Source organism: Plantibacter sp. 2H11-2 (assembly GCF_050031945.1).
GTDB lineage: Bacteria > Actinomycetota > Actinomycetes > Actinomycetales > Microbacteriaceae > Plantibacter > Plantibacter auratus.
This window is the reverse complement of sequence record NZ_JBNBBL010000001.1, coordinates 789,047-812,953: the sequence shown is the minus strand read 5'-3', so window position 1 is coordinate 812,953 and position 23,907 is coordinate 789,047. Positions and strand designations below refer to the sequence as shown.

Annotated in this window: 19 protein-coding genes; 14 read left to right on the top strand and 5 right to left on the bottom strand. The window is 68.7% G+C overall.

Going from position 1 to position 23,907, the window contains the following annotated elements:
* Positions 1-10: 10 nt before the first annotated feature.
* Positions 11-1,228: an ABC transporter permease subunit gene (locus ACQG07_RS03775; RefSeq protein WP_426737346.1), complete on the bottom strand. Its 1,218-nt coding sequence runs from the start codon at positions 1,226-1,228 to the stop codon at positions 11-13.
* A 315-nt stretch (positions 1,229-1,543) separates the two neighbouring features.
* Between ACQG07_RS03775 and guaB the strand changes: the two genes are divergently transcribed.
* Positions 1,544-3,046, top strand: coding sequence for an IMP dehydrogenase (gene guaB, locus ACQG07_RS03770; protein ID WP_079705279.1), 1,503 nt, complete (start codon positions 1,544-1,546; stop codon positions 3,044-3,046).
* A 279-nt stretch (positions 3,047-3,325) separates the two neighbouring features.
* Here guaB and ACQG07_RS03765 read toward each other — a convergent pair whose 3' ends face one another.
* Positions 3,326-3,871 carry a hypothetical protein gene (locus ACQG07_RS03765; RefSeq protein ID WP_426737222.1) on the bottom strand — a complete coding sequence of 182 codons (546 nt, stop codon included), beginning with the start codon at positions 3,869-3,871 and terminating at the stop codon, positions 3,326-3,328.
* A gap of 140 nt (positions 3,872-4,011) precedes the next feature.
* Here ACQG07_RS03765 and ACQG07_RS03760 point away from each other — a divergent pair, with 140 nt between their 5' ends.
* The 7 genes from ACQG07_RS03760 (at position 4,012) to guaA (ending at position 11,943) form a co-directional block, all read left to right on the top strand.
* Positions 4,012-5,130, top strand: a complete 1,119-nt coding sequence (locus ACQG07_RS03760; RefSeq protein ID WP_064296664.1) for a GuaB3 family IMP dehydrogenase-related protein — start codon at positions 4,012-4,014, stop codon at positions 5,128-5,130.
* Between the two features lie 140 nt (positions 5,131-5,270).
* Positions 5,271-7,004 carry a glycerol-3-phosphate dehydrogenase/oxidase gene (locus ACQG07_RS03755; RefSeq protein WP_191940639.1) on the top strand — a complete coding sequence of 578 codons (1,734 nt, stop codon included), beginning with the start codon at positions 5,271-5,273 and terminating at the stop codon, positions 7,002-7,004.
* Between the two features lie 109 nt (positions 7,005-7,113).
* On the top strand, positions 7,114-7,641 hold the full coding sequence (locus ACQG07_RS03750) for a cation:proton antiporter regulatory subunit (protein WP_056008027.1): 528 nt from the start codon (positions 7,114-7,116) through the stop codon (positions 7,639-7,641).
* A gap of 2 nt (positions 7,642-7,643) precedes the next feature.
* On the top strand, positions 7,644-9,020 hold the full coding sequence (locus ACQG07_RS03745; RefSeq protein WP_079705280.1) for a cation:proton antiporter: 1,377 nt from the start codon (positions 7,644-7,646) through the stop codon (positions 9,018-9,020).
* 64 nt (positions 9,021-9,084) lie between these two features.
* Complete coding sequence (locus tag ACQG07_RS03740) at positions 9,085-9,861, top strand: SURF1 family protein (RefSeq protein ID WP_426737218.1); 777 nt, start codon at positions 9,085-9,087, stop codon at positions 9,859-9,861.
* Between the two features lie 37 nt (positions 9,862-9,898).
* Positions 9,899-10,342, top strand: a complete 444-nt coding sequence (locus ACQG07_RS03735) for a DUF3817 domain-containing protein (protein ID WP_056778703.1) — start codon at positions 9,899-9,901, stop codon at positions 10,340-10,342.
* The gene (gene guaA / locus ACQG07_RS03730; protein ID WP_426737216.1) at positions 10,339-11,943 is read left to right on the top strand and encodes a glutamine-hydrolyzing GMP synthase; all 1,605 of its coding nucleotides are present in this window, start codon (positions 10,339-10,341) and stop codon (positions 11,941-11,943) included. The genes ACQG07_RS03735 and guaA overlap by 4 nt, the downstream gene beginning before the upstream one ends.
* 252 nt (positions 11,944-12,195) lie before the next feature.
* On the opposite strand, the gene ACQG07_RS03725 is transcribed toward guaA, so the two are convergent.
* Entirely contained in the window at positions 12,196-13,053 is an 858-nt protein-coding gene (locus tag ACQG07_RS03725; protein ID WP_426737214.1) for a Bax inhibitor-1/YccA family protein, read from the bottom strand.
* Positions 13,054-13,247: 194 nt separating this feature from the next.
* On the opposite strand from ACQG07_RS03725, the gene ACQG07_RS03720 reads away from it, so the two are divergent.
* The 3 genes from ACQG07_RS03720 (at position 13,248) to ACQG07_RS03710 (ending at position 17,869) form a co-directional block, all read left to right on the top strand.
* Positions 13,248-14,327: a glycerophosphodiester phosphodiesterase family protein gene (locus tag ACQG07_RS03720; RefSeq protein ID WP_229939848.1), complete on the top strand. Its 1,080-nt coding sequence runs from the start codon at positions 13,248-13,250 to the stop codon at positions 14,325-14,327.
* Between the two features lie 13 nt (positions 14,328-14,340).
* A complete protein-coding gene (locus ACQG07_RS03715; RefSeq protein WP_426737211.1) occupies positions 14,341-16,809 on the top strand; it encodes an ATP-dependent helicase in 2,469 nt (822 codons plus the stop codon).
* 70 nt (positions 16,810-16,879) lie between these two features.
* Positions 16,880-17,869 carry an SseB family protein gene (locus tag ACQG07_RS03710; RefSeq protein ID WP_411558013.1) on the top strand — a complete coding sequence of 330 codons (990 nt, stop codon included), beginning with the start codon at positions 16,880-16,882 and terminating at the stop codon, positions 17,867-17,869.
* Here the strand turns inward: ACQG07_RS03710 and ACQG07_RS03705 are convergent.
* Together ACQG07_RS03705 and ACQG07_RS03700 are read right to left on the bottom strand one after the other, a co-directional pair.
* Complete coding sequence (locus ACQG07_RS03705; protein ID WP_079705285.1) at positions 17,796-19,370, bottom strand: hypothetical protein; 1,575 nt, start codon at positions 19,368-19,370, stop codon at positions 17,796-17,798. The two genes, ACQG07_RS03710 and ACQG07_RS03705, sit on opposite strands and share 74 nt — an antisense overlap.
* Before the next feature lie 104 nt (positions 19,371-19,474).
* A complete protein-coding gene (locus tag ACQG07_RS03700) occupies positions 19,475-20,275 on the bottom strand; it encodes an oxygenase MpaB family protein (protein ID WP_426737208.1) in 801 nt (266 codons plus the stop codon).
* Between the two features lie 160 nt (positions 20,276-20,435).
* Between ACQG07_RS03700 and sucC the strand changes: the two genes are divergently transcribed.
* The 3 genes from sucC (at position 20,436) to ACQG07_RS03685 (ending at position 23,907) form a co-directional block, all read left to right on the top strand.
* Complete coding sequence (sucC, locus tag ACQG07_RS03695) at positions 20,436-21,599, top strand: ADP-forming succinate--CoA ligase subunit beta (protein ID WP_426737206.1); 1,164 nt, start codon at positions 20,436-20,438, stop codon at positions 21,597-21,599.
* 14 nt (positions 21,600-21,613) lie between these two features.
* Positions 21,614-22,504: a succinate--CoA ligase subunit alpha gene (sucD, locus tag ACQG07_RS03690; RefSeq protein ID WP_064296653.1), complete on the top strand. Its 891-nt coding sequence runs from the start codon at positions 21,614-21,616 to the stop codon at positions 22,502-22,504.
* A gap of 125 nt (positions 22,505-22,629) precedes the next feature.
* Positions 22,630-23,907 (top strand): cell division protein PerM, encoded by a 1,278-nt coding sequence (locus ACQG07_RS03685; protein ID WP_124768843.1) that lies wholly within the window; start codon positions 22,630-22,632, stop codon positions 23,905-23,907.

Genomic DNA, 23,907 nt, shown 5'->3' with positions numbered 1-23,907 from the left:
GCGCGTGCCCCTAACCGATTCTCTCGCGACGGCCGAGGATGCCCTGCGGTCTCACGAGGAGCACCGCGATGAGCACCACGAGGGCGCCGACGTACTTGATGTCAGACGGGATCCAGAGCGTCGAGACCTCGACGAGGATGCCGATGATGAGGGCGCCGACCATGGCGCCGAAGGCGGTTCCGAGCCCGCCGAGCGTGATGGCCGCGAAGATGAGGAGGAGCAGCTGCGCTCCCATGTCCCACTTGATGCCCGGTCGGAAGTACGCCCACAGGATGCCGGAGAGGCCGGCGAGGGTCGCTGCGAGGATCCAGACGATGCGGACCACGCGGTCGACGTCGATGCCGCTGGCCGCTGCGAGGCTCGGGTTGTCTGAGATGGCTCGCGTCGCCTTGCCGGTCTTCGTCTTGATGAGCCACCAGGCCACGCCGAGGAGCACCACGACGCTGACCGCCATGCTGATCATGTCGGTGACGCTGAGCGAGACCGTGCCGAACAGCTTGATGTTCTGCTCTCCCGAACCGGGCAGCTGGAACGTCCCGCCGCCGACGAAGTAGAGGAAGACGTAGCGGAGCGCCAGCGACAGGCCGATCGAGACGATCATCACCTGCACGATGCCGACGCCCTTGCGCCTCAAGGGTCTCCAGATGCCGGCGTCGAGCGCGAAGCCGAACGCGGCGCTCAGGGCGAGGGCGATGATGATGGCCAGCCAGATCGGCCATTGCAGGAACACCCCGAACACGAGCGCCATGATCGCGCCGAAGGTCACCATCTCCGCGTGGGCGAAGTTGCTGAGTCCGGTGGTGCCGAACACCAGGGAGGCTCCGATGGCAGCCAGGGCCAGCATGAGCCCGAAGTTCAGGCCGTTGACGAGTCGTTCTGCGAGTTGATCCCAGAAGCTGACGGTGACGCGGACGCCCTCGCCGAGGAAGAAGTTCACGGACTTCGATTGGGTGAGGCCGAACTTGGCCTCGATGGTCGAGCCGCCCTCGGCGACGATGACGCCCTTCGGGAGGGTCTCCTCGTCGAGCGTTACCTTGTACGTACCTTTCTCGGGGACGCCGATCTTCCACTTGCCGTCGGCGTCGGTGTCGACATCGGCCTTGTAGCCGTTGCCGTCGACCGTGATGTTCACGCCTTCGAGTGGTTTGTCGTCGTACTTGACGTTCCCAGCGAAGTAGAAGTCGTACTCCTCGCCCACCTCGTCAGCATGAGCCGGGACGGCGCTCATGACGGACGTGAGGGTGATGGCCCCGAACAACAGGGCGATGAGGAGCACGAATCTCCGTGCCAGTCTCGGGTTTCGGGTCGTTCCAGCGAACTTCACTGCACCTCCAGTGCCGGGCCACTTCCGTGGACCGTTCTCCTGCGTCGGACAACGCTGTTCGACGATAGAACCTGATTATTGCCTACATGTTTCGCCCGTGCGTATTTCTCCGCATCGATTTGTCGGGATCGTGGAATAGGGGTAGGCCCTGCTCGGTTACGATGGTGATACCGGCAGGTCTGCGTTTCTCCGGTGTGTTCGTGGCTATGAGAGGGATAAATGGACCAGCCTGATCCGTTCGGATTCGTAGGACTCACGTATGACGATGTGCTGCTGCTGCCCGGGCACACCGACGTCATCCCGAGCGAGGCGGAGACCTCGTCCCGCCTGACGAAGCGGATCACCGTGAACACGCCGCTGCTGTCGAGCGCGATGGACACCGTGACCGAGGCCCGCATGGCGATCGCGATGGCTCGCGAGGGCGGCATCGGCATCCTGCACCGCAACCTGTCGATCTCCGACCAGGCCGAACAGGTCGACCGCGTGAAGCGGAGCGAGTCGGGCATGATCACGAACCCGATCACCACCACGGCCGACGCCACCGTCGCCGAGGTCGACGAACTGTGCGGCCAGTTCCGCATCTCGGGCCTCCCGGTCGTCGACGACAAGGGTGTGCTCGTCGGCATCATCACGAACCGCGACATGCGCTTCGTGTCGCCGTTCGAGAAGGCCACGACCCGCGTCAGCGAGGTCATGACGAGCACCGGTCTCGTGACCGCTCCCGTCGGCACCGACCGCAACGCGGTGATGGCGCTCCTCGCGCAGCACCGCATCGAGAAGCTGCCCCTCGTCGACGAGGCGGGCAAGCTCAAGGGCCTCATCACCGTCAAGGACTTCGACAAGAGCGAGAAGTACCCGCTGGCCACGAAGGACGACACGGGTCGTCTGCGGGTCGGTGCGGCCATCGGCTTCTTCGGCGACGCCTGGTCCCGTGCGGGCCAGCTGCTCGACGCCGGCGTCGACGTCATCGTGGTAGACACTGCCAACGGTGAGAGTGCCGGCGTGCTCGACATCATCCGCAAGCTCAAGGCCGACCCGGCGTTCGCCGGTGTCGACGTCATCGGCGGCAACGTCGCGACCCGCTCCGGCGCGCAGGCCCTCATCGAGGCCGGTGCTGACGCGATCAAGGTCGGCGTCGGTCCGGGTTCCATCTGCACCACGCGCGTCGTCGCCGGTGTCGGTGTCCCGCAGGTCACGGCCGTCTACGAGGCGTCGCTCGCGGCGCGCGAGGCGAACGTCCCGGTCATCGCCGACGGCGGTCTGCAGTACTCGGGCGACATCGCCAAGGCACTCGTCGCGGGTGCCGACACCGTCATGCTCGGCTCGCTCCTCGCCGGCACCGACGAGAGCCCCGGCGACCTCGTGTTCGTGGGCGGCAAGCAGTTCAAGAACTACCGCGGTATGGGATCGCTCGGAGCCATGCAGACGCGAGGCGAGAAGACCTCGTACTCGAAGGACCGCTACTTCCAGGCCGACGTGCCGAGCGACGACAAGCTGATCCCCGAGGGCATCGAGGGCCAGGTGCCCTACCGCGGCCCGGTGTCGGCCGTCGCGTACCAGCTCATCGGCGGGCTGCGTCAGTCCATGTTCTACGTGGGCGCGCGCAACATCGGCGAGCTGAAGGCCAAGGGCAAGTTCGTCCGCATCACCTCGGCGGGCCTCAAGGAGTCGCACCCGCACGACGTGCAGATCGTCGTCGAGGCGCCCAACTACCGCAAGTAGGCACCCGCACGAACGCCGACGGTCCGGCAGGCTTGCGCCTGCCGGACCGTCGGCGTAGGTGTGGTCAGCGCATCCGACGTTTGTTCAGAGCGGTTAGCGTCGCCCACATGACCAGGGCGAAGCCTCCGATCCACAGGGCGTATAGCAGGTAGCCATCGAGGCCGAATCCCAAACGGACCGCCGTCGTGCCACAGATGACGATCCCGACAATGGTGCTGGCGAGGACTGATTGGCGGACGCGAAGAGGTCGCTTAGGAGGAACGTTGTGGGTCTCAGGGCTCATACGTAGACGCAGCGGCCTTGGTTGCCGCCGATGTAGATCTTCATCTCTCGTCCTCCTTGGCAGATGCCGTTCGTCGCGAGAGCGGTGGATGCGACTAACAGGATGGCTCCGAAGACGACGCACAGCGCGGCGCCGACCCCTGGGAGGAGGCACAACGCTCCTTGAAGGGCCATCGCGCCTCCACCGATGATGAGGCCTTGGTCGAAGGCATTGAACAGGACATAGATCCCACCGGAGTCCTGCCCTCCGCCGAGACGCGTCTCGGAAGGGCCTTGTCCCACCGAGAAGCTGAACCCGTTCTCGAATACGAATGTCTCGATCGTGTCCTCACCGACCTGCTGTGTGGTGAACGGGACTTGTGCTGCCTTCAACTCCTCGACGGCCAGTCGAAGCTGTTCGGGAGTGATCTCGTGCTGAGCTGCTGTGCTCAGGGGCGTCGCGGTAACAGGTGGAGGAGCAGCGTTGGCTGTTGCCGGCGCAGCGAGAGCGATGACGACCGCCAGGATTGTTCCGAGACTGAAGGCCCGTGAAGTGGTGAGCATGACTTGGTATCCCCTTCTCTGATTGGTGCGCCGTGGTGCGAACCTGGTCGTTAATATAGATATTTCTGAATCAAACGTCCAGAGTTTTGACGGGATCCGGTGTTCGTCCACCAGGCGACCGGTAGGCTGGTGCGGTGAGCATGGATATTGAGATCGGCCGGTCAAAGCGCGCACGGCGCGCCTACGCGTTCGACGACATCGCCGTCGTCCCGTCGCGGCGGACCCGCGACCCACAGGACGTCTCGGTGTCCTGGTCGATCGACGCCTACCAGTTCGAGATCCCGGTGCTCGCAGCACCGATGGACTCCGTCGTCTCGCCGACGACCGCGATCATGATGGGCCAGCTCGGCGGCGTCGGCGTCCTCGACCTCGAGGGCCTCTGGACGCGGTACGAAGACCCCGAGCCGCTGCTCGCCGAGATCCGGTCGTTGCCGGTCGGCCGAGCGACCGCGCGCATGCAGGAGATCTACTCGGAGCCCATCAAGCCCGAACTCGTCACCGCCCGGCTCGCCGAGATCCGCGCGGCCGGAGTCACCGTTGCCGCAGCCCTCTCGCCGCAGCGCACGCAGGAGCTCTACGAGACCGTCGTCGCCGCAGGGGTCGACCTCTTCGTCATCCGCGGCACCACCGTGTCCGCCGAGCACGTCTCCAAGAACCAGGAGCCGCTCAACCTCAAGAAGTTCATCTACGAGCTCGACGTCCCCGTGATCGTCGGCGGCGCGGCCACCTACACCGCGGCCCTGCACCTCATGCGGACCGGGGCGGCCGGTGTGCTCGTCGGCTTCGGTGGCGGTGCGGCCTCCACCACGCGGGCCTCGCTCGGCATCCACGCCCCGATGGCGACCGCCGTGGCCGACGTCGCCGGTGCGCGTCGCGACTACCTCGACGAGTCCGGCGGCCGCTACGTGCACGTCATCGCCGACGGCGGTCTCGGAACCTCGGGCGACATCGTCAAGGCCGTCGCGATGGGTGCCGACGCCGTCATGCTCGGGACCGCATTGGCCCGCGCCACGGACGCACCCGGCGGTGGCTGGCACTGGGGTGCCGAGGCGCACCACCTGCACCTGCCGCGCGGTCGCCGTGTCGAGGTCGGCACCGTCGCGACCCTCGAGGAGATCCTGTACGGCCCGTCGCCGAAGTCGGACGGCACGGCCAACCTCATCGGCGCGCTCCGTCGCTCGATGGCCACCACCGGCTACTCCGACCTCAAGGAGTTCCAGCGGGTCGAGGTCGTCGTCGCGCCATACCAGGGCGCCTAGCCCTGCCGGAAGCGAGTCGCTTCCGCAAGCGGTTGTCGGGTCGCATCGCGCCGACTAGCCTCTGAGGCAGAGCCTCGTGGACGAGCACCTGCCTCCGGCAGGATCATCGCGAGGGCGGTTCCAGCGAGCGGAGTTCGACGATGGCCACCACCCACAACAACGTGTCACGTTCCACCAAACTGGGGATGGAGGAGCGCGACGCCGCGATCGAAGCGTTGAAGTCGAAAGAGCTCGACATCCTCGTCGTCGGTGGTGGCATCGTGGGCACCGGTGCTGCGCTCGACGCCGTCACGCGCGGTTTGAGCACCGGTCTGCTCGAGGCGCGTGACTGGGCGAGCGGCACCTCGAGCCGGTCCTCGAAGCTCGTGCACGGCGGTATCCGTTACCTCGAACAACTCGACTTCCGACTCGTCCGGGAGGCGCTCATCGAGCGCGGGTTGCTGCTGCAGCGCATCGCGCCGCACCTGGTGAAGCCGGTCCGGTTCCTGTACCCGCTCAACAAGCCGGTCTTCGAGCGCCTCTACATCGGCGCCGGCATGCTGCTCTACGACCTCTTCAGCTGGAGCGGTGGCCGTCCGCCCGGCGTCCCGCACCACCGGCACCTGTCCAAGCGTCAGGTCCTGACCTCGATCCCGAGCCTCAAGTCGGACGCGTTCGTGGGTGGACTCACCTACTACGACGCCCAGGTCGACGACGCCCGCTACGTCTCGTCCCTCGCACGGACGGCGTCGGCCTATGGCGCGCACGTCGCGAGCCGCGTACGGGTCGAGGGGTTCGTCAAGGTCGGACAGCGCGTCGTGGGTGTCAAGGCGCACGACCTGCAGACCGACGAGCGCTTCGAGATCCGTGCCAAGCAGGTCGTCAACGCGACCGGGGTGTGGACTGACGACACGCAGTCGATGGTGGGGGAGCGGGGCCAGTTCAAGGTCCGCGCGTCGAAGGGCATCCACCTCGTCGTCCCGCGCGACCGCTTCCAGTCGAACATGGGCCTCCTGCTCCGCACGGAGAAGAGCGTCCTCTTCGTCATCCCCTGGGGCCGGCACTGGCTCATCGGCACGACCGACACGGACTGGCACCTCGACAAGGCGCACCCGGCGGCGACGGCGGCCGACATCGACTACCTGCTCGACCACGTCAACACGATCCTCGCCGTGCCGCTGACCCGAGAGGACGTCGAGGGCGTCTACGCCGGCCTCCGTCCGCTGCTGGCCGGCGAATCGGAGCAGACGTCGAAGCTCTCTCGCGAGCACCTCGTCGCGCACTCCGTGCCCGGTCTCGTGGTCATCGCCGGCGGCAAGTGGACCACCTACCGGGTCATGGCGAAGGACGCGATCGACGCCGCGGTGGACGCACTCGACGGCAAGATCCCGGCCAGCGCGACGGAGAACATCGCACTGCTCGGAGCCGAGGGGTACCAGGCGGCCTGGAACAAGCGTGGCAAGATCGCGCGGGCCTTCGGGGTGCACACTGCTCGCATCGAGCACCTGCTGAACCGCTACGGCGTGCTGACGGACGAACTGCTCGACCTCATCAAGGAGGACCCGACGCTCGCCGAAGCGCTGCCGGGGGCGGACGACTACATCGGGGCGGAAGTCGTCTACGCGGCCTCCCACGAGGGTGCCCTCCACCTCGACGACGTCCTCGCCCGTCGGACGCGCATCTCCATCGAGGCCTGGGACCGCGGTGTCTCGGCGGCCCCGGTCGCGGCGAAGCTCATGGGTGGAGTCCTGGGGTGGGACGAGGAGCGCATCGAGAAGGAGGTCTCCTACTACCTCACGCGCGTCGCAGCGGAGCGGGCCTCGCAGGAGCAGCCGAACGACGAGGCCGCCGACCGCGTGCGCCTGGAGGCACCGGACATCGTCCCAGGGGCCTGAACCGGCGGTGATCGCCCGCAGCGCAACGGCTGCGGGCGCCTCGGGCGAGCGGGCCAGGTGTGGCGGATAGACTAGGAGGACTGCCACAACAAGCCTGAGGAGTACAGCCATGGTGGATGTTCGGCGGGTCAAACTTCCCGGGGTCGGTGTGCTCCACACCTTCGTCACGGACGACGGCGGCAAGGTCGGCGTCATCGCCCACCGGTCCGGCCACAGCGACCTCATCACCTTCGCCGATCACGAGGACGGTGCCGATGCCGGCAAGGTGTCGCTCCGGCTCAACGAGGACGAGGCGCACACGCTGGCCGAACTCCTCGGTGGCACGCAGATCACCGAGTCGCTCAGCGCGCTCGACCAGATCCCCGGACTCAGCATCGACTGGTTCACCGTCGACTACGAAGACCACATCGCCGGGCAGCCGCTCGGCAACCCCGCCGAGAAGGGCATGGTCGGGCTGACCGTCGTCGCCGTCGTGCGCGGCGACTCCGCCAACCCGGCCCCTGCTGCGGACTTCCGGGTCTTCCCGGGAGACACCCTCGTCGTCGCGGGCAGTCCCGAGAAGGTCGCCAAGGCCTTCGCCTACTTCCGTTCGGGCGCCGTCAAGAAGGTCGCCGTCGACGCTCCGCCCGGAGGGTAGGCATGCTGCACGCCGCGACCGACAACCCCCACCTCGGCCAGGATCTGCTCATCCTCGGCGTCCTGTTCGTCATCGCCTACATCCTCGGCCGCCTCGGCAAGCTGATCGGCCTCCCGTCGATCCCCGTCTACATGCTCGTCGGCCTGCTCGCGAGTCCGTACACGGGCTGGTTCCCGCTCGACTTCGCCAGCGCGCAGATCGAACTCATCGCCGTCTTCGGCCTCGTGCTCCTGCTGTTCAACCTCGGCCTGGAGTTCGATCAGGACGAGTTCTTCGGCAACGCCGGAAAGCTCATCGTCTCCGGCGGCTCCTACATCCTCGTCAACATGGCCGCCGGGCTCGTGTTCGGGTTCCTGGTCGGGTGGGGCACACGGGAGGCGCTCATCATCGCCGGCATCACGGCGACGAGCTCGAGCGCGATCGTCACGAAGCTCCTCATCGAGCTCAAACGGCTGACGAACGACGAGACGCCCATGATCCTGGGCGTCACCGTGGTGGAGGACATCTTCATCGCCATCTACCTCGCGATCGTCGGTGTCGTGCTGAGCGGCGAGACGGAGGTCTGGCCCGTCATCGGGAAACTCGCGATCGCCTTCACGTTCATCCTCGTGATGTTCGCGATCGCCCGATTCGGCGGACGGTTCGTGTCGCGGCTGTTCCGCACCAAGGACGACGAGCTCTTCACGATCCTGTTCTTCGGCCTCGCGGTCGCGTTCGGCGGCATCGGCGAGCTCCTGGGAGTCACGGACGCGATCGGCGCGTTCCTCATCGGCCTGGTCCTCGGTGCCACCCGGTTCCGCAACAAGATCGAGCAGATCGCGATCCCGCTCCGCGACGTGTTCGGTGCGTTCTTCTTCCTGAACTTCGGGCTCGCGCTCGACGCGACGAAGTTCGGCAGCGTCCTCGTCCCGGTGCTCCTCGCCGTCCTCATGACGGTGGTCCTCAACGTCCTGGCCGGTCAGTTCGTCGCCTGGCTCAACGGACTCGGGCCGCAAGCTGGGATCAACGCCGCGGTCATCCTGCAGAATCGCGGCGAGTTCGCCCTCATCCTCGCGACGCTCTCGCTGAGCGCGGGGCTGAATCCGCTCATCCAGCCGTTCGCCGGGCTCTACGTGCTCATCATGGCCGTGATGGGCCCGATCGTCGCCGGGCGCTCCGAGCAGATCGGCGCCGTCATCCTGCGTCCGCGTCGCCGGAAGGCGCGCCGAGCTGAGCAGGTCGACACGACAGCGGAGGAGGCCATAGCGCTCGTCGAGGGTGCGGGCGACGACCAGGACACGACGCCCGCCGACACCGATCAGGCGGCCATCGACCGACTCGTCGAACAGGCGATGAACGACCAGGAACCACCAGCACGAAAGCGAGAGCCCGATTACTAGCACCGCCCCGTCGGCACCAGGCCCCGACAACCACGGACAGGTCCGTCCGACGCTCCGCTCCGTCATGCTGCGTCCCCGGTGGATCGGCGTCCTCGTCCTCTGTCTCGCCGTCGCGGGCGCGTTCGCCGCGCTCGGGCAGTGGCAGCTCGCACGCGCCATCGAATCCGGGCAGGTGGTGCCGACCGAGACCGAGTCGGTCAGGCCGCTCGCGGACGTCCTCGAACCGGGTGTCGGGATCCGAGAGGCCGACGCCGGTCAGCGGGTGAGCGTGTCGGGAACCTGGGTGCCGGAGGACTACCTCGTGGTGGGCAACCGGGTGAACGACGGCACGCTCGGGTACTGGGTGACGGGCCACCTCGCGACGGACCGCCCGGACCAGGCCGGTCTCGCGGTCGCGCTCGGCTGGACGAAGGACCGCGAGACCGCCGACCGCGTCGCCGAGGCGTTGAACGCTGACGCCCCCACCGGCGCCGTCGAGCTCGAAGGGCGGCTGAACCCGCCGGAGGGCCCGGAGGAGCCGGCAGCGGAGGCCGCACCGACCGACCTCGACAACATGTCGGTCGCCGCACTGCTGAACCGCTGGAACGACGCCGACGGCCTGCGGGTGTTCAGCGCGTTCGTCGTGGACGACGTCGCCGTCGAGGGACTCGAGCCCATCTCGTCGCCCGCGCCCAGCCAGGAGATCCAGCTCAACTGGTTGAACATCTTCTACGCGGCCGAGTGGGTCGTCTTCGCGTGCTTCGCCGTGTTCCTCTGGTTCCGGCTCGCCAAGGACGCCTGGGAGCGCGAGATCGAGGAGCTCGAGGACGCCGAGGAGGAGGCCGCAGCGCTCCGTCCGTGATGTCCGGTCGCCTGGCGGCCGCGGGTAAGATGGGGGCATGCCCCTCCAGCCGAAACCGTCGACGTTTCCCGCGATCCGAGGCGCGCTGAAGTTCTACCAGGTGGCCGCCCCCATCACCGGTGTGCTGCTCCTGTCGCTCTGCGCCGAGATGCTCATGAAGTACGCGTTCGGCCTCGAGCTCGAGCTCGGCGGTGCTTACGGCTTCCTCGCCTTCGTGCCCTCCGGCACCGCCACCGCGGTCAACCTCAGCACGGGCATCCTGATCATCCACGGCTGGTTCTACGTCGTGTACCTGTTCGCCGCGTTCCGGCTCTGGAGCCTCATGCGGTGGAACGTCCTGCGTCTGCTCTGGCTCGCGCTCGGCGGCATCATCCCGTTCCTGTCCTTCTTCTTCGAGAGCCGCATCCCGCGGGAAGTGAAGGGCTACCTCTCCGGCCGCGAAGCAGCAGCGGCCGCCGAACCCGTGGAGTCCATGCAGTGAGTGAAACCACCCCCGCAGCCGCAGCGGAGCAGACCGCCGCCCGACCGGTCCTCGTCGTCGACTTCGGTGCGCAGTACGCGCAGCTGATCGCGCGTCGCGTCCGCGAAGCCGGCGTGTACTCCGAGATCGTGCCGCACACCGTGTCCGCCGCCCAGGTCGCCGCCAAGAACCCCGTCGGGATCGTCTTGTCCGGTGGCCCGTCCAGCGTGTACGAGCCGGGCGCCCCGTCGCTCGACGAGGGCATCCTCGAGCTCGGCGTCCCGACGTTCGGCATCTGCTACGGCTTCCAGGTCATGGCCAAGCAGCTCGGTGGAGAGGTCGCGCACACCGGTCTCCGGGAGTACGGCGCCACCGACGCGACCAGCGTCGTCGACGTCCCTGGCACCCTCCTGCACGGCGTCCCGACCGAGCAGAACGTCTGGATGAGCCACGGCGACTCCGTCTCCAAGGCCCCCGAGGGCTTCGAGGTCCTCGCCTCGACCGCCTCGACCCCGGTCGCCGCCTTCGCGAACGCGGAACGCGGCCTCTACGGCGTCCAGTGGCACCCCGAGGTCAAGCACTCCGCTTACGGCCAGCAGGTGCTCGAGAACTTCCTCCACCGGGCGGCGGGCATCCCGGCCGACTGGAACAGCGGCAACGTCATCGCCGAACAGGTCGACCGCATCCGCGCCCAGGTGGGCGACGCCAAGGTCATCTGCGGACTCTCCGGCGGTGTCGACTCGGCCGTCGCCGCGGCGCTCGTGCACAAGGCCGTCGGCGACCAGCTCGTCTGCATCTTCGTCGACCACGGCCTGCTCCGGAAGGACGAGCGACGTCAGGTCGAGGAGGACTTCGTCGCCTCGACCGGTGTCCGGCTGGTCACGGTCGACGCCCGCGAGCAGTTCCTGTCGGCGCTCGCCGGCGTCAGCGACCCGGAGCAGAAGCGCAAGATCATCGGCCGCGAGTTCATCCGGTCCTTCGAACAGGCCGAGATCGACCTCGTCAAGGAGGCCCAGAGCGAGGGTGAGCCCATCCGCTTCCTCGTCCAGGGCACGCTGTACCCCGACGTCGTCGAGTCCGGCGGCGGATCCGGTACGGCCAACATCAAGAGCCACCACAACGTCGGCGGCTTGCCGGAAGACCTCCAGTTCGAACTCGTCGAGCCCCTGCGCACCCTGTTCAAGGACGAGGTCCGGGCGATCGGTCGCGAGCTGGGCCTCCCGGAGGAGATCGTCGGCCGTCAGCCGTTCCCCGGTCCCGGACTCGGTATCCGCATCGTCGGTGAGGTCACGGCCGAGCGTCTCGACCTCCTCCGCGACGCCGACGCGATCGTCCGCGAGGAACTGACCGCGGCCGGGCTCGACCAGGAGATCTGGCAGTGCCCCGTGGTCCTGCTGGCGGACGTCCGTTCCGTGGGCGTGCAGGGCGACGGCCGCACCTACGGCCACCCGATCGTGCTGCGACCGGTCTCGTCTGAAGACGCCATGACCGCCGACTGGACCCGCCTGCCGTACGACGTCCTCGCGCGCATCAGCAACCGCATCACCAATGAGGTGAAGGACGTCAACCGCGTCGTGCTCGACGTCACGTCGAAGCCGCCGGGGACCATCGAGTGGGAGTGATCGCTCCCTGAGTCATCGGAAGGCCGTCCCGTTCGCGGGGCGGCCTTCCGTCGTCCGCGCCCTTCGACAAGCTCAGGGACCGCGGTGGGGTGGCTCAGGGACCGGGGTGGGTGGCTCAGGGACCGGGGATGGTGCCTCGGTCCGAGGGGTTCGGTCCCTGAGCCTGTCGAAGGGCAGTACCTCGAACGGCCGGTTCCTCGAACGACGAAGGCCCGCCCCGCGAACGGGACGGGCCTTGCAGTGCGTGCGCTCCTAGTTGCGGGAGATGGCCAGCAGACGCAGGATCTCGACGTAGATCCAGATGACCGTGACCATGATGCCGAAGGCGCCGGTCCAGCCGTACTTGGCGGGAGCGCGGTTCTGCACGCCACGCTGGATGAAGTCGAAGTCGAGCACCAGCGAGTACGCACCCATCAGCACCGCGAAGATGCCGATGACGATCCCGAGCGGGATGCCGAAGATCGTCGCGCCGTAGAGGCCGAACGGGTTGTTCAGCACGCCCGTGAACATGAGCACGAGGTTGAGGAGCTGGAAGACGCCGTAGCCGATGATGGCGACGAGGAAGACCTTGGTCAGCTTCTTCGAGGCGCGGACCTTGCCGCTGGCGAAGAGGGCGAGGGTCACGCCGACGACGGCGAGGGTCGCGAGGACCGCCTGGACGACGACGCCGGACCAGGACGGGTTCGCCTCGAAGACGCGCGAGATGCCGCCGACGAAGAGTCCCTGGAAGACCGCGTACCCGAGGATGAGCGCTGGGACCGGCTCCTTCTTGAAGGAGTTCACGAGACCGAGGCCGAGGCCACCGATCATGCCGATGATCATCGGGAGGGCGTAGCCGCTACCTGCCTGCAGGAGGGAGGTCGTCCACATCCAGGAGATGACGGCGAACACGACGAGGACGGCGAACGAGCCGAGGGTCTTGACGAGCGTGTTCTCGATCGTCATGCGGTCGGCGGTGCCGACGCCCGCCGGTGCGGTGGGCTGCTCGTACATCTTGCGAAGCTGTTCGGCGGTCAGCGAGGGGTTCGCTGCTTGAGCTGCCTGCAGCGTCCCGCCTCCCTGCTTCGCGAATGCCGGGTTCTTCGAGAACGCGGGATTGTCGAGGGCCATGGCTGATTCCTACTCTCAGTCGTGGAGGCTGTGTCGCGCCAAGCGGCGCTGCTGACACCCAGAGTATCCGAGTTCCCTTTGAATCAGCCGGGTCGCGCGTGGAAAACCCCGAACGGACGCCGATGTTCGCGGTGGGCTGACAGCCGGCACCCTGCGCGCACGCCGGAGCGTCGTCCTAGGCTGATGGCGTGCGCATCGACTCCCTGCCCAACCCGCTCGTCATCGGACACCGCGGGGCTCCCGGTTACCGCCCGGAGCACACCGAGTCCTCCTACCGCTTGGCCGTCGCGCTCGGTGCGGACGCCGTCGAGCCCGATCTCGTCGCGTCGAAGGACGGCGTCCTCGTGGTCCGACACGAGAACGAGATCTCCGGGACGACCGACGTCGCCGCCCGAGCGGAGTTCGCCGACCGACGGACGACGAAACGCGTCGACGGCCACGAGCTGACCGGGTGGTTCACCGAGGACTTCACCTGGGCCGAGCTGTCGACCCTGACCGCACGTGAGCGGATCCCCGAGGTACGGACGGTGAGTGCGGGATTCGACGGTACCGAGGGCATCCTGCGGTTCGCCGACCTCGTCGCGGTCGTGCGCAGCGCGGCCGAAGCGCACCGACGACCCGTCGGCATCGTGGCCGAGGTGAAGCACGCCGACTACTTCGCGTCGATCGGCCTCCCGCTCGATCGGCTCCTCGCCGAGGAACTCGCCGCCCTGGGTTTCGGCACCGATCCCGATGCCGAGCCGCTCATCATCGAGTCGTTCGAGCAGTCGGTCCTCATGGCGTTGCAGGCCCGTCGGGTGCAGGCGGAGTTCGCGTACCTCATCGAGCGGTCCGGCAGGCCGAGCGATCTCGTCGCCCGGCTGGGGGATTCGGCCCCGTCCTACGCCGACGCGATGACCGACGCCGGACTCGCTGCACTCGCCCTCGAGGTCGACGCCATCAGTGTCGACAAGGCGATGCTCATCGACCTGGGCGACGACGACGGCGCCCACCCGACGGACCTCGTGGAGCGTGCCCACGCGGCGGGCCTACGCGTCTACACCTGGACGCTCCGCCCCGAGAACCGGTTCCTCGCGCCACCCTTCCGGGACGGGTCCGATCCGGCGGCGGTCGGCCGCTGGCTCGAGGAGTTCGTCCTGGTGCTCTCCTCAGGGGTCGACGGCTGCTTCGTCGACCAGGCCGACCTCGGTGTCGCCGCGCGGTCGGCGGCTGGCGACCGTGCGGATCACCGCGACGGCGGTGCTCGGCCGAGCGATGTCGGAGGCAGCGCCTAGACTTGCAGGCGATATGGCGAGCTCTCCTTCTTCGAACGCCGACGCCGTGCAACCGGTGATCGTCGGCTGGCCCACGGCAACCGTTCCCGAGTCGTCCTCCGGCGAGCGTGCCGGCGGGAGTCGGCTGCTGGAGGGGCTCAACCCACAGCAACGGATCGCGGTGGAGTACCGGGGCCAGGCCCTGCTCATCGTCGCCGGTGCCGGGTCCGGCAAGACGAGCGTGCTCACCCGCCGCGTTGCGCTGCTGCTCGAGCAGCGGGAGGCCTGGCCGAGCCAGATCCTCGCGATCACCTTCACCAACAAGGCCGCCGCCGAGATGCGCGAGCGGGTGCAGGCGCTGGTCGGCCAGGCCGCTCAGGGCATGTGGATCTCCACCTTCCACTCCGCCTGCGTCCGCATCCTCCGCCGCGAGGCCGAGCACTTCGGCTTCACCAAGAACTTCACGATCTACGACAGCGGCGACCAACGTGCCCTCCTGAAGCGCATCATCAAGGAGCTCGAGGCCGACGCATACGGCTTCACGCCGTCGAACACCTCGGCGAAGATCTCGAAGCTCAAGAACGAGCTGTCGGACGTCGAGTCGTACTCCCGCACGATCAACACGAACGACCCGCAGGAACTCGTGTTCCTGCAGGTCTTCCGGAAGTACACGCGCGCGCTGGCCGACGCGAACGCCTTCGACTTCGACGACCTCATCAGCCAGACGGTGTTCCTCTTCCGGGCGTTCCCGCACGTCGCGGCGCAGTACCAGCAACGGTTCCGCCACATCCTCGTCGACGAGTACCAGGACACCAACCACGCCCAGTACTCGCTCATCCGGGAGCTCACCCGCGCGCCTGAGGCCGGCACGGATCAGCTCGCCACCACCCGCACCGAGGGTGCCTCGCTCACCGTCGTCGGTGACTCGGACCAGTCGATCTACGCGTTCCGCGGGGCCGACATCCGGAACATCACCGAGTTCGAGCGCGACTTCCCGGGTGCCAAGGTGGTGCTGCTCGAGCAGAACTACCGCTCCACGCAGAACATCCTCTCGGCGGCGAACGCGGTCATCTCCAACAACTTCGACCGCAAGGACAAGAAGCTCTGGACGGCCGTCGGCGACGGGGAGAAGATCGTCGGCTTCACCGGGTACTCCGGGCACGACGAGGCGCAGTTCATCGCCGACGAGATCGAGAAGCTCCGGAACGCGGGAACGGCCTACAGCGACATCGCGGTGTTCTACCGGACGAACGCCCAAACGCGTGCGCTCGAGGAGATCTTCATCCGTGCGGCCCTCCCGTACCGGATCATGGGCGGAACCAAGTTCTATGAACGCGCCGAGATCAAGGACGCCCTCGCCTACCTCGTGTCGGTCGCGAACCCGGCCGACATCATGGCGCTGCGGCGCATCCTGAACACGCCCAAGCGTGGCATCGGGCCGGCGACGGAGACGGCGCTCGCGAGCTTCGCCGAGAACAACGGCGTCACCTTCCGCGAGGCCATGCGGCGCGCCGACGCCCTCGGGCTCGGGCCGAAGGTCACGAGCGCGATCCTGCAGCTGTCGGCGCTCCTCGACGAAGCGCAGGCCGCGCTCGACGACGCCGCCGCGGCCGACCGCCCGACGGCGTCCGCGACCGCCGTCGGCGACGTCCTGTCGCTCCTCATGACGAAGAGCGGCTACCTCGACTCGCTGCGCAACAGTCGCGACCCGCAGGATGAGGCACGCGCCGAGAACGTCGACGAGCTCATCGCCGTCACCAAGGAGTTCGCCAAGAACAACCCCGACGGCGGCATCGTCGACTTCCTGACCGAGGTCTCGCTCGTCGCCGCGGCCGACGACCTCGACGACGCGACGGGCAGCGTGTCGCTCATGACCCTGCACACGGCGAAGGGCCTCGAGTACGACGCGGTCTTCCTGACCGGCATCGAGGAAGACCTCCTCCCGCACCGGATGTCGGCGAACGAGCCGGGTGGCCCGGCCGAGGAGCGACGCCTGTTCTACGTCGGCATCACGCGCGCCCGCAAGCGCCTGTACCTCTCGCTGGCGATGACGCGTGCCCAGTACGGCGAGACGGCCGTCGCCATGCCCAGCCGCTACCTGCAGGAGATCCCGGCCGAACTGATCGAGTGGCGTCAGTCGCCCGGCAACGTCAACGGTCGTGGTGGCACGCAGTCGCGTGCCCTGAACGCCCGCCGTGCCCCCTCGAGCGACCGCTGGTCGGTCCGCTCGCTCCCTGAGGGCGCCTCAGCGGGCGACACGCGGTTCTCCGGCGGTTCGAGCAAGCCGGAGACGGCCTGGGCCAATCGCATCACCGCGAAGGTCCGCGACAACGGCGACCTCGAGCTCGTTCCCGGCGACCGCATCTCCCACGCCGACTTCGGACCGGGCCGGGTGAACGCGGTGACCGGTGAAGGCGCGAAGCGCATCGCCCATGTCCAGTTCGAGTCAGCCGGAGCGAAGAAGCTGCTGATCAAGATCGCGCCCATCGAGAAGCTCGACTGACTGCGCTGAGGCGCGCACCGTCGGTCCGGCCGGTTCCCTGAGCGGAATCCAGCATCTAGGCTGATGCATCATGGGTCTGTTCTCCAAGCGCAACGCGTCCGATGCCCGATCTGCAGCCGTGGAGGCCGAGACATCGGCACCTGAGGATGAGGTGGATCCGGCCGCGGAAGCCCCGGAGACCGTGCCGCAGGTGTCGATCTCGGTCACGACGGTCAACGCAGCCGCTCGGACACCGGAGGCGCCTGTCTCCGTGCCTGCTGCGGCCCCGGCGCCCGCTCCCGTCGAGCCTGACTCCAACGTCGACCTCGCGCAGGCGCTCACAGCGCTGGCGGAGGGTGGCGATGAACGGGCGATGATGCACGTCCTGCGCCAGAGCATCCAGGGCAAGCTGCTGTTGTCCACGAGCCTCGACGGTGTCTCGGAGGAGGACAAGGCTGCCGGGCGCATCCCGCTCGGCGTCCACCGCGACCCGGAGGGCGCCGTCTACCTCCTCGCCTTCACCTCGTCGCGTGAGCTCGAGAAGACGCGGACGGCGGACGGGCCGGTCACCGGGGTCGCGGTGGACGCCGTCTGGGCACTCCGTCAGGCGACCGGCGACGGGTACGCCGGCATCGTCCTGAACCCCGCCGACGGCAAGGCGAGTGCGGTCGTCCCGAAGACGCTGATCGTGCGTCTGTTCGGGGACGGCCGGAACAACGACCTCGCGAAGCAGGCGCTCGCCCAGCCGCGAGAACCCGATGCCCTCCAGCGGCTGGTCGCCGCACTCGCCGCGCACGGCGGGTTCGTAGCCGGTCGCGCCGAGGTCGACGAGGACGGTAACCGCAAGACCGTCGGCATCGCGGAGACCCGCCTCGGCGACCGTCGACTGCTGGAGGTCTTCACCTCGCCCATCGAGATCGCCGCACTGGGACGAGGGGATGACGCGTACCCGGTCACCGCAGCGGAACTCGCGGCCGCGCTCCGCAGCGACGAGGGCATCACCGGGATCATCGTGAACCCTGCGGCGCCGTGGCTGGACGTCGACCGCGCCCAGCTCGCACCCCTCCTCGACGTGCGCTGAGCGCCGCACCCGCTCCACTCGGAGTGATCCGCCGACGGAGAGCGAGCAGGATGCCGCCGAGCGCGAGCGCTCCGATCGCCGCAGTGCCGGCGAGGAGCAGGGAGCGGTCGTCGGCGCCGGTCTCGGCGAGGCGCGCTTCGGGCACGGTCGGCGTCGAGGCGAGGGTGATCTCCGAGGCGACCCCGAAGGCGGATCGCCAGGGGCGGATCATCGTGCCGCCGTTCTCCGGCAGGGTGTCGCTCGGCTCGATGCGTTCGACCCAGACGTAGTAGCCGTCCTCGGGGAGGACGCAGGACGGCGTCGTGTACTCGCCGGGGCCTGCATCCACGAGCGTCTCGACCTCGCAGACCACCGGTGCTCCGAGCGGGACCTCCGGTGCCTCGACCGGGCGCTCCGCGAACGGACCGAGCAACTGGCTTCGGACGGTCACCGGGATCGGCGTGTACGGTCCGCCCTCCGGCCCGATGAGGCCCCACTCCGCTGCGAGGCCGGTGTCGGTAGCGATCCCGACCGACAGCCGGTCGGTGACCTCGGTTCCCGGTGTCGCCGTCGCGTGCGAGGTGGTGGTGACGACGACCGGCTGGAAGGGGAGTGGAGTGGGACGCTCGCGGTCGGCGCTCGCTCCGGCGGCGACCGTGATGGGGCGGGCGATGAGGACGCTCTGCACGTTGGCGGCGCTCCGAGCGATCGTGAGGCCGGCCCCGTAGGGCAGCTCACCGAACGTGGCGTTCGCTGAGAAGGCCACGACCGCGGCATCGGTGCTCGGCAGGATCCGCAGGCTCTCACCGTTCCCGACGGCCCGCTCGGATGTGCCGTCCTCGAAGGTCGCGCCGTCGAGGGTCACCGTCCCGGTGTGGGTGCCCGGTGGCAGGGTGGTGACGCCGGAGGAGATGAAGTCGACGGCGAGTTCGGTTCGGACGAGGTCGAATCCGTCCTCGCCGCGTTCGATGGACATGGTGGCGCTCGCTCCCCGACTCGCGCCGCCGGGACCGTCGGCCTCGGCGAGCATCTGATGGGCCCGGGAGAGCACGCGGTCGGCGCTCGCTCCTGCCCGAGCGGCGATCTGCGCCGGCGTCCACCCGTTCAGGCCGGTGATGATCCAGGTGGCGAGCTGGCCTGCAGCTGCCTCGTCGGCGTCCTGGCTGGCGCCCCAGTGCCGCGACAGGTAGGCCAGGCGGGCGGCGTCCTCGGGGGTGAACCACCCGAGCGATGATCCGTCGACGTGCTCGTAGGCGTGACCCGGCGGGATCGGGAGGTCGAGGTTGATGCAGAACCCGACCGTCCCGTCGTCGAAGGCCCACGAGCCGAGCCAGCGGCCGTTCGACGCGTCGCGGTGACCGTAGGCGGCGCCGGTGGCGGTCAGTGCGGAGGATGCGGTCGCGCCGCCGAGGACGATGCCGAGGACGAGCGTGAGCAGGATCGGGACGGCTGCCAGGAGCCCGAGGATCCGCGGTCTGCCGCCGAGGAGGCGGCCGGTCTGGGGGAGGTGGTGTGTTGTCATGCCCCCATCGTGCGAACCGCGGCACCTCGGTCAGCCGGGCGGGAATCCGAATGTGGACGGGACGGCTCCGCCAGCGGGCTGTGGAGGGCGGTGCTGGAACGTCGTCAGCCGCGGTGGCGCGCCGCCTCCGTGCGTTCGCGCTCTCGCATTGCATGGAGGTACCAGGCGGAGGGTGCCGCGCGCAGTCGCCGCGGAAGACGCGGCCAGACGGCTCGGGCGATGGCTACCCGACGTGCGAAGCGACGCTGCTGCCGCGGCGTCCAACGGAACCCGTAGGCGCTCCGCAGGCCGTCGGGCAGCAGTCCCGCCGTCACGAGCCGGACGAGCGGGAGCAGGCACCGGACGGGGAGCGGCGCCGCGCGAGCGGTCAGGAGCTCGATCGAGACGGCACGCGCCTCCGCGGTGACGTGGAGGCGCGCGACACGGGCTGCGAAGTACTCATCGAACGCGGCCCGGGTCGGAGGCCAACGGTCGGGCGGGAGCTGCAGGCTCGTCCCCACGATCGCGTACTCACGGTGCAGGCGCTCCCGCGACTCCTCGTCGAGCGGGCCGAACACGAGCTCGTAGACCTGGACGGCGGTGTCGTACAGCGTGGCCGCGACCCAGAGCTGCGCGTCGTGGTCGAAGGCCGAGTACCCGGGAGCCGCCTCACCGGGTCGGCTGCGCACCGGTCCATGGGCGTGGTTCACCCGCCGGGCCGCGCTGCGCTGCTCGTCCGGTGTGCCGAGGGCGAGCGCGTAGACGAAGGTGAGGGTGGCGTGCAGCCGGTCGAGCGGACGGGAACCGAAGTCGCTGTGCCGGGCCACCCCGGCGGCGACCGAGGGGTCCGCGATCTGCAGCAGGATGGCCCGCCCGGCGCCGGCGACGAGGATGCCCTCGCGAGCGAGGTCCGCCATGCCGGTCATGGACCCGACCTTAGTCGTTCACTGTGAACGTCCGGTTGCGGCGCAGCGCTGGGGGTAGAGTCGTCACTGGCCCTTTTTCTCTCGCCGCCGAGATAACGCGCGGCCGAAAATCGCCACGACAATCACAGCAGAACGCGCGAAGCGCGGATGGGAATGACACGTGGATCTTTACGAGTATCAGGCACGAGACCTGTTCGAGCAGTACGAGGTGCCGGTCCTCGCCGGCATCATCGCCGACACCCCGGACGAGGCGCGGGCCGCGGCTGAGCGTCTCGGCGGCGTGGTCGTCGTCAAGGCGCAGGTGAAGGTCGGAGGTCGTGGCAAGGCCGGCGGCGTCAAGGTCGCCAAGACCCCCGACGAGGCCTACGAGGCGGCGAAGGCCATCCTCGGGCTCGACATCAAGGGTCACGTCGTCAAGCGCGTGATGGTCGCGGCCGGCGCACGCATCGCTCAGGAGTTCTACTTCTCGGTGCTGCTCGACCGCGCCAACCGCTCCTACCTGTCGCTCACGAGCGTCGAGGGCGGCATGGAGATCGAGCAGCTCGCGGTCGAGAAGCCCGAGGCGCTCGCGCGCATCGAGGTGAACCCGCTCACCGGTGTCGACAAGGCGGCCGCGGTCGAGATCGCGAAGGCTGCGAACTTCCCCGAGGAGCTCGTCGACCAGGTCTCCGACGTCTTCGTGAAGCTCTACGACGTCTACAAGGGTGAGGACGCGACGCTCGTCGAGGTCAACCCGCTCGTCCTCACGGAAGAGGGGCGCATCGTCGCCCTCGACGGCAAGGTCTCGCTCGACGAGAACGCCGCCTTCCGTCACCCGAACCACGCCGAACTCGAAGACACCGCAGCCGAGGACCCCCTGGAGCTCAAGGCCAAGGAGAACGACCTCAACTACGTCAAGCTCGACGGCGAGGTCGGCATCATCGGCAACGGCGCTGGACTCGTCATGTCCACGCTCGACGTCGTCGCCTACGCGGGCGAGCAGCACGGCGGCGTGAAGCCGGCCAACTTCCTCGACATCGGCGGCGGCGCCTCGGCCGAGGTCATGGCAGCAGGCCTCGACGTCATCCTCGGCGACGCCCAGGTGAAGAGCGTGTTCGTCAACGTCTTCGGTGGCATCACCGCCTGCGACGCGGTCGCGAACGGCATCGTGAAGGCGCTCGAGATCCTCGGTGACGCAGCGACGAAGCCGCTCGTGGTCCGCCTCGACGGCAACAAGGTCGCGGAGGGCCGCGAGATCCTCGCCGCCGCCGCGCACCCGCTCATCACGCTCGCCGCAACCATGGACGAAGGCGCCGACAAGGCCGCCGAGCTGGCTTCGAAGTAAGGGATCGCACAAGCATGTCAATCTTCCTCAACAAGGACTCCAAGGTCATCGTCCAGGGCATCACCGGCGGCGAGGGCACCAAGCACACGGCGCTCATGCTGAAGGCCGGCACCCAGGTCGTCGGTGGCGTCAACGCCCGCAAGGCCGGCACGACCGTGACCCACGACGGCGGCGTCGAGCTGCCCGTGTTCGGCACGGTCGCCGAGGCCATCAAGGAGACCGGCGCAGACGTGTCGATCGCCTTCGTGCCCCCGGCATTCACCAAGGACGCGGTCATCGAGGCCATCGACGCCGAGATCCCGCTGCTCGTCATCATCACCGAGGGTGTGCCGGTCGGCGACTCCGCCGAGTTCTGGGCCTACGCCCAGTCGAAGGGCTCGAAGACCCGCATCATCGGCCCGAACTGCCCCGGCATCATCACGCCGGGGGAGTCGCTCGTGGGCATCACGCCCGCGAACATCGCCGGCAAGGGACCGATCGGCCTCGTGTCGAAGTCGGGCACCCTCACGTACCAGATGATGTACGAGCTGCGCGAGATCGGCTTCTCGACGGCGATCGGCATCGGCGGCGACCCGATCATCGGCACGACGCACATCGACGCGCTCGCCGCGTTCGAGGCCGACCCCGAGACCAAGGCCATCGTCATGATCGGCGAGATCGGTGGCGACGCCGAGGAGCGCGCGGCCGACTTCATCAAGGCGAACGTCACGAAGCCGGTCGTCGGCTACGTCGCGGGCTTCACCGCGCCCGAGGGCAAGACGATGGGCCACGCCGGCGCGATCGTCTCGGGCTCCGCAGGTACCGCGCAGGCGAAGAAGGAGGCCCTCGAGGCCGCCGGCGTCAAGGTCGGCAAGACGCCGAGCGAGACCGCCGACCTCATGCGCGAGATCATCGCGTCGCTGTAACACCCGCAGCTCGACTGCGACCACGACGCGACGCCCGGATCGGGCGTCGCGTCGTGGCGTTTCGGCCCACGCACGCCGTGTGCCTGACCGTCCGCACGCGCGGCTCCAGGTAGGGTCGAAGGCGCATGAACCGTCTGACCGTCGCCCTCCTCGCCGCCCTCGATGCCACCCTCGCCGTGGCCATCGGCATCGGTGTCGCACTCGTCCCACTCCTCGCCCTGTGGGCCCTGCACTTCCAGTTGGACGTCGACCCCGCCGCGCTCTGGCGGGGGGCCGTCGACATCTGGGCGCTCGGCAACGGCTCGAGCATGCGCATCACCCTCGACACGGCCCTCGTCACGCAGCTCGGCCTGCCTGCCGGGATGGAACCGTTCCTCGTCTCCCTGGCGCCCCTCGCCTTCACGATCGGCACGGTCCTGTTCGGCCTGCGCACAGGGGCGCGCGCGGCACGCAGCACCTGGTGGCAGGGTGCCGTCGTGCTGTCGGTGCTCGTGTTCGCCCTGCTCTCGTTCCTCGTGACCCTCACCGCCCTCCACCCGGCGGTGCGTCCCTCGATCGTCCAGGGGACCCTCGCGCCGACCGTGCGCTTCGCAGGCGGGGTCGTGGTCGCCGCGCTGTGGGTCCGGTTCCGAGAGCAGGACGCGGCCGATCCGATCCTCGACGGACTCCGCGCGATGCGGGACCGGATGCCGGACGGGACCTGGTCGATGGTCGTCGCGGCGCTGCGTGGTGGAGCACTCGCCGCCACCGGACTCGTGGCGGTCTCCGCGGTCCTGACCGCCATCCTCATCGCCGTCGGCTACGGCGCCATCATCTCCCTGCATGAGAGCGCGCAGTTCGGCGTCCTGGGCGGTGCCATCGTCACCGGCGCCGAACTCCTGTATCTGCCGAACCTTGTGATCTGGGCCATGAGCTGGATCACCGGCGCGGGCTTCGCCATCGGGAGCGGCACGGCGATCTCACCGATCGGCACGCTCGTCGGGCCCATGCCGGCCGTGCCGGTCCTCGGCGCCATCCCCACTGGGGAGAGCCCGCTCGGGTTCGCGGTCCTCGTGGTCCCGGTCGTCATCGGATTCGCCGCTGCCGTGGTGCTGCGCCGTCGTCTGCTCGTCGACCTCGACGGGCGTGGCGGGCTCGCACGGCTGGCGGTCGTCGGTCTCGGCGTCGGGGTCACAGCGGGCATCATCGTCGGGGTGCTCGCCGCCCTCTCGGCGGGCGCGGCAGGCCCAGGCCGCCTCATCGAGGTCGGCCCGAACGGTTGGGCGACGGGCCTGTGGACCACCCTGACGGTCGGGATCGCAGCCGTGGTCGGCATGGCGGCCGGTCCGACGCATCTCGCCGAGGAGGACCGCCTCCCGGAGCTGCACGCCCAGCCGAGCGGCCGGGGTGCCCGCGACCGATAG